The 5,991-nt window shown below is 33.2% G+C and carries 6 protein-coding genes; 4 read left to right on the plus strand and 2 right to left on the minus strand.

Annotated features, from left to right (window positions below; all coding sequences use genetic code 11):
* Window positions 1–32 precede the first annotated feature (32 nt).
* A complete protein-coding gene (locus VFS71_RS10160) occupies window positions 33–782 on the plus strand; it encodes a glycosyltransferase family 2 protein (protein ID WP_326401086.1) in 750 nt (249 codons plus the stop codon).
* Between the two features lie 77 nt (window positions 783–859).
* Here the strand turns inward: VFS71_RS10160 and VFS71_RS10165 are convergent, their stop codons facing one another.
* Window positions 860–1,675: a 2,3,4,5-tetrahydropyridine-2,6-dicarboxylate N-succinyltransferase gene (locus VFS71_RS10165; protein WP_326401087.1), complete on the minus strand. Its 816-nt coding sequence runs from the start codon at window positions 1,673–1,675 to the stop codon at window positions 860–862.
* Window positions 1,676–1,808: 133 nt separating this feature from the next.
* Between VFS71_RS10165 and VFS71_RS10170 the strand changes: the two genes are divergently transcribed.
* From VFS71_RS10170 to VFS71_RS10180, 3 genes are all read left to right on the plus strand, one after another.
* Window positions 1,809–2,543, plus strand: coding sequence for a class I SAM-dependent methyltransferase (locus VFS71_RS10170; protein ID WP_326401089.1), 735 nt, complete (start codon window positions 1,809–1,811; stop codon window positions 2,541–2,543).
* Window positions 2,544–2,565: 22 nt separating this feature from the next.
* Window positions 2,566–2,976 carry a Holliday junction resolvase RuvX gene (gene ruvX / locus VFS71_RS10175; RefSeq protein WP_111408918.1) on the plus strand — a complete coding sequence of 137 codons (411 nt, stop codon included), beginning with the start codon at window positions 2,566–2,568 and terminating at the stop codon, window positions 2,974–2,976.
* 110 nt (window positions 2,977–3,086) lie between these two features.
* Window positions 3,087–4,580 carry a malate:quinone oxidoreductase gene (locus VFS71_RS10180; protein ID WP_326401090.1) on the plus strand — a complete coding sequence of 498 codons (1,494 nt, stop codon included), beginning with the start codon at window positions 3,087–3,089 and terminating at the stop codon, window positions 4,578–4,580.
* 244 nt (window positions 4,581–4,824) lie between these two features.
* Here VFS71_RS10180 and VFS71_RS10185 read toward each other — a convergent pair.
* A partial coding sequence (locus VFS71_RS10185) for an FUSC family protein (RefSeq protein WP_326401091.1) occupies window positions 4,825–5,991 on the minus strand: 1,167 nt, incomplete at its 5' end.

The following is a 5,991-nucleotide window of genomic DNA, read 5'->3' on the forward strand; positions in this document are numbered from 1 at the left end:
CTATATTTTTGTGATAGCAAATAAATAATAAAATGGCAATAAGTGGTTTGATTATTACTTTTAATGAAGAAAAAATGATAGGAAAGTGCATTGATGCACTTTTTAGAGTTTGTGATGAAGTAATTATAGTTGATTCTTTAAGTAAAGACAAGACGGTTGAAATAGCTAAAGCAAAAGGAGCAATTGTTATCGAGCAGCCTTTTTTGGGTGATGGGCCGCAACGCTCTCATGGATTGCCTTTTTGTAAAAATGAATGGATCCTTAATTTGGATGCTGATGAGTTTTTGGATGAAGACGCTGAGGATTATATTTTAAAAGAAAAATATCTAAAAGGAGATTATGATGCCTTTAGTTTTAGAGTAAAAAACTTTTTGGGTGATAAATTAATTGATTTTGCGGGTTGGTATCCAGACCATAAAGTACGTTTTTTTAATAAAAAATCAGCAAATCCATCTAATTCAAAAGTGCATCAAACTATAGTTGCCACCAATGAGAAGAAAGTTCCCGTTCACATATTGCATTATGGTTGGGACTCCTTGGAACAAATTATTTCCAAAAAGAATCAATATTCAAGTTGGCATGCACAACAACTTTTTGATCAAGGTGTAAGGATATCAGGGTATAAGCCAATTCTAAATGGAACAGTTGCATTTGTACGTTGTTATTTCTTTAAAAAAGGGTTTTTGAATGGATTGGACGGATTAACAATTTCTATGATTCAAAGTTTCTTCTCTTATATGAAATATGCCAAACTAATTAAAATTCAGAAGAAAAATAATTGATATTTTGAATTTTGGTCGATATAAAAAGAGGTCTTATTTTATAAAATAAGACCTCTTTTTTTTATGAAAAATAATTTTTAAACTGCCACGTCGTATTCTCTTAACGCGTTATTTAAAGATGTTTTTAAATCAGTAGATGGCTTACGAGTTCCAATAATCAAAGCACAAGGCACTTGGAATTCACCAGCAGCAAATTTCTTGGTATAGCTTCCAGGAATTACTACTGAACGAGCAGGGACAAAACCTTTCATTTCTACAGGCTCATCACCAGTTACGTCAATAATTTTAGTAGAAGCAGTCAAGCATACATTTGCACCAAGAACAGCTTCTTTACCTACATGAACACCTTCAACTACAATGCAACGAGAACCTACAAAAGCGCCATCTTCAATAATAACTGGAGCTGCTTGCAAAGGTTCTAATACTCCACCAATTCCAACACCACCACTTAAGTGTACGTTTTTACCAATTTGAGCACAGCTTCCCACAGTTGCCCATGTATCTACCATAGTTCCTTCATCTACATATGCACCAATGTTTACATAACTTGGCATCAAGATTACACCACTTGAAATATAAGCACCATATCTAGCGACAGCATTAGGAACTACACGAATTCCTTTTTCAGCATAACCTCTTTTCAATAACATTTTATCGTGGTATTCAAAAATTCCAGATTCTAATGTTTCCATTTTTTGGATAGGGAAGTACATCACAACGGCTTTCTTTACCCATTCGTTTACTTGCCATCCTTCACCAACAGGTTCAGCAACACGTAATTTTCCTGCATCTAATAATTCTATAACTTCTCTGATGGCATCAGTAGTTGTTGTTTCTTGAAGCAAAGCACGGTTTTCCCAAGCTTGTTCTATTATTGTTTGTAATGAATTCATTTTTGATAGATTTTTGGCAAAGATACCATTTTTAACCAATAGCAAAAAAGAGAAATTGTATTGAAAATGTTATAGATTTAACTTGTGGTTAATTAAATGTAGTAAATTTGATAAACGAAAAAGTAAAGGAAATATGAAAGATAATTTTTCTAAACAAGCTTTGGAATATTCAAAATATCGTCCGCATTATCCCGATGAAATGATTGATTATTTGATTGCATTCGTCAAAAACAAATCAAAGGCACTTGATATTGCCACTGGAAATGGACAGATTGCTCATAAACTCTCTACCGTTTTTGAAAAAGTATATGGAATTGATATAAGTCAAAACCAACTGGATAATGCTATTCAAGCATCAAATTTAGTGTATCAATTAGAGTCGGCCGAAAAGACAAGTTTTGATAATCAGACTTTCGATTTAATAACTGTTGCCCAGGCTATTCATTGGTTTGATTTTGATTTGTTTTACAAAGAAATCTACAGAATTTTGAAACCCGATGGAATCTTTGCTGTTTTGGGATATGGATTGTTTTCTACCAATGCCGAATCAGATGTGATACTCCGCAATTATTATTACAATATAGTTGGGGAGTATTGGGATAAAGAGCGAAAATATTTGGATGAAAACTATACGACGATTCCTTTCCCTTTTGATGAAATTACTATTGACAGTTTTGAAAATCGTTTTATTTGGTCTTTTGAAGAATTGATGGGCTACCTCGAAACATGGTCGGCAACACAGCATTATATTTTGAAAAACAAAAGCAATCCATTGGAATTGATTAGGGAAGAATTGAATATTTCTTGGCAAAATAATGACAAGAAAGTGACTTTTCCATTGTTGTTCAGAATTGGAAAATTAAAATAGTTACCTTTGATAAAAAAATAAAATGCCAAGAATACTCTCTATAGATTACGGACAAAAACGAACAGGAATAGCAGTTACCGATGAATTGCAAATTATTGCTTCGGGTTTGACTACGATTCCCTCCACAACTGCAATTGCTTTTTTGAAAGATTATTTTGCTAAAGAAAAAGTAGAAGCAGTACTTATTGGTGAACCCAAGCAAATGAATGGTGAGCCATCTGAAAGTGCATCCATAATTAAAGGATTTGTAACTCATTTTACCAATCATTTTCCTGATATGAAGGTAATTCGCGTTGATGAACGTTTTACTTCCAAAATGGCTTTTCAAACAATGATTGATAGCGGACTCAATAAAAAGCAGCGTCAAAATAAAGCTCTAATTGATGAAATTTCGGCTACTATAATGCTTCAAGATTATTTGAATCGAAAATAACACTTTTAATTTAACAAACTGTTATATGTTTTGGGTGTTTTGTAACCAAAAAATAATTTTTTTTTGTGATTTTTAGAACTATTTTTGCAACTTCTTAAAAACACACAAAAATGTCCGATACAACAATACGATCCAATTCAGATGTAGTTCTAATTGGAGCTGGGATTATGAGTGCTACTCTAGGTTTAATTTTAAAAGAATTGCAACCTGATTTAAAGATTGATATATACGAAAGATTGGATGTTGCAGCAGCAGAAAGTTCTGACGCATGGAATAATGCAGGAACAGGACATTCGGCTTTTTGTGAGCTTAATTATACTCCCGAAAGTGCTGATGGAACAATAAATCCAAATAAAGCTATTAGTATTGCCGAACAATTTGAGGTTTCCAGACAGTTTTGGTCTTATTTGGTCAAAGACGGAAAGCTTACATCTCCAGAAGATTTTATAAAAAGTATTCCTCATATTAGTTTTGTTTGGGGTGATAAAAATGTTGACTTTCTAAAAAATAGGTTTGAAGCTTTGCAATCAAATCCTCTTTTTGCCGAAATGATTTTTAGCACTGATATTTCTGAATTGCAAAAATGGATGCCTTTAGTAATGGAAGGCAGAAATCTAGATGAAAAAGTAGCTGCAACTTCAATGAAAATTGGTACTGATGTGAATTTTGGTACATTGACCAGAAGCATGTTAGCTTATTTGACAAAATTGGATAATGTTACTATACACTATAGCCATGAAGTTAAAAAATTAAAACAGAGAGAAGACAAATCTTGGAGGATAAAAATTACTGATTTAGCTTCCGGTCAAAAGAAAAAAGTATATACCAAATTTGTTTTCATAGGTGCTGGCGGAGGTTCATTGCCATTATTGGAAAAAGCAAATGTACCCGAAGGAAAAGGATACGGAGGTTTCCCTGTTAGTGGTCAATGGTTAAAATGTACAAATCCAGAAGTAATAGCAAAGCATCAAGCTAAAGTTTATGGAAAAGCTAGTGTAGGTGCACCACCAATGTCTGTTCCTCATGTAGATACTCGAATGATTGATGGAGAAAGAGCATTGCTTTTTGGACCATTCGCTGGATTTTCTACTCGATTCTTAAAAAATGGCTCTTATTCAGATTTACCATTATCTATAAAACCAGATAATGTAATTCCGATGATTGTTGCTGGATATAAAAACATCCCGCTTACTAAATATTTAATTGAGCAAGTGCGTCAATCTCCAAAAGACAGAATGAATGCCTTGCGCGAATATGTCCCTAATGCCAGAACCAAAGATTGGAAACTGGAAAGAGCAGGACAAAGAGTTCAGGTTATTAAAAAAGACGAAGAGCTAATTGGAAAATTGGAATTTGGTACAGAAATTATCAATACAAACGATGGGACTTTGGCGGTTTTATTAGGAGCTTCCCCTGGAGCTTCAACCGCAGTTTCTATCATGGTTGAGTTGGTTAGCAAATGTTTTCCAGACCAATTTAATTCTCCAGAATGGCAGGAAAAAGTGAAAGCTATGATTCCTTCTTTTGGTCAGGCTTTAAATGAAAATCCAGAGCTATTGGCAACTATTAGAAGTAATACTGCTGAAGTTTTAAAATTAAGCTAAACCACGATTATTATTTTTTGGAGCAACAGCATAAGGCTTTTTTAATCACATAGAACCTGCTCTACACTATATCTTTACTTTTTTAAAGAAAAAAAGCAAAGGATGCCGTTACGATTAGGGCTAAAGATAAAGATTTGGCATTTTTGCAATGATTTCCAATTAGAACTGGTTCAGGTTAATAAATACTAAATGACAGCTTTTGGTTTCGAATTGAAGAAACTAAAAGCTGTCATTCTATTTTTGCTCAATCTTTCATTAGCTGTTTAGTGTTTTTTAAAATTCCTTCCGATAAATTGGTTAGCCAAATTAATTGTTCTATTACCAATTGTGCTTCCTGCATTTTTAAAGCAAAAGCTTCCTCATCAATAGTATTTCCCTCTTTTAGTTCATTTTGTCGAATGTTTTTTAATTCAATAAAACGATTAGCCAATTCTTCTTTTGAGATTTCATTTGAATCATTAATTGACTCTCCTTTCAGATAGGCAATCGCCTGCTCTAAGTTTTTGAGCACTTTTTCGACAACAATAGTCAAGGCTTTGGAAGAAGGTGTTGTTTTATGGGATTGGGTATAAGTACCTAAAGAGGCTGTAGATGAAAGCAAGGAATGATTGAGTTCTGTCAATTTGTATAAAAGAACCATTTTCTTTTGTTTGGACTTTGGTTCCTGTGACATTCTTTGGAATGAAGCCATGAGATTTCCAATTTCAATAAATGCATTTTTTCTTGCCAAACGATAAGAGGTGGTAACTTCACCTTTTTTTGTGTAAAAAATAAAAATTTCTTTTAAATAATTTCTATTGGCAATAATCGATTTTTCTAAATACTCTGGGGCTTTGATATATTCCCAAGATGGCCATAAAAAATGATTGGCAAGATAAGCTAATAAAGCTCCCGTTAAAGTGTCAGCAATTCTAAATTGGATAACATTTACAAAATCAGGCGATAATATTCCATGCAGGAATACAATATACATGGTCACAAAAGTAGCACTTACCGTATATTTGGTTTGTGCGAAAGAAAATCCAAGCAACATACAAAATATCGCCAAAATGCTTAATAAAAAATGTGTAGGCATTAAAGATAAAATACTGAATGCAATGATGCCGCCAATGACAGTACCAATAGCACGTTGTATGGATCTCTGTTTTGTCAATCCATAACCCGGTCTCATGATGATGATGATAGTCATCAAAATCCAATATTCATTTTGAAACGGAAGAAATTTGCCTATAATGGCTCCTAAAATAAGTGTGACCGTTAATCGTAAAGAATGTCTAAATATAGTAGACGAAAAACTTATGTTTTCAATAAATGTACTTAGCGGATAATATTGGGGAGTTAAAAATTTTTCTAAATCTTTATCTTTTCCTTTAAAATCATAAGTGTTGGATACTGATGTGAAAGCGCGTTC

This window comes from Flavobacterium sp., from assembly GCF_035760125.1.
Classification (GTDB): Bacteria; Bacteroidota; Bacteroidia; order Flavobacteriales; family Flavobacteriaceae; genus Flavobacterium.

Excerpts from the sequence above, each read along its gene's own strand:
- VFS71_RS10160 (WP_326401086.1), top strand. The coding sequence starts at position 33 with ATGGCAATAAGTGGTTTGATTATTACTTTTAATGAAGAAAAAATGATA.
- VFS71_RS10165 (WP_326401087.1), bottom strand. The coding sequence starts at position 1,675 with ATGAATTCATTACAAACAATAATAGAACAAGCTTGGGAAAACCGTGCT.
- VFS71_RS10170 (WP_326401089.1), top strand. The coding sequence starts at position 1,809 with ATGAAAGATAATTTTTCTAAACAAGCTTTGGAATATTCAAAATATCGT.
- ruvX (WP_111408918.1), top strand. The coding sequence starts at position 2,566 with ATGCCAAGAATACTCTCTATAGATTACGGACAAAAACGAACAGGAATA.
- VFS71_RS10180 (WP_326401090.1), top strand. The coding sequence starts at position 3,087 with ATGTCCGATACAACAATACGATCCAATTCAGATGTAGTTCTAATTGGA.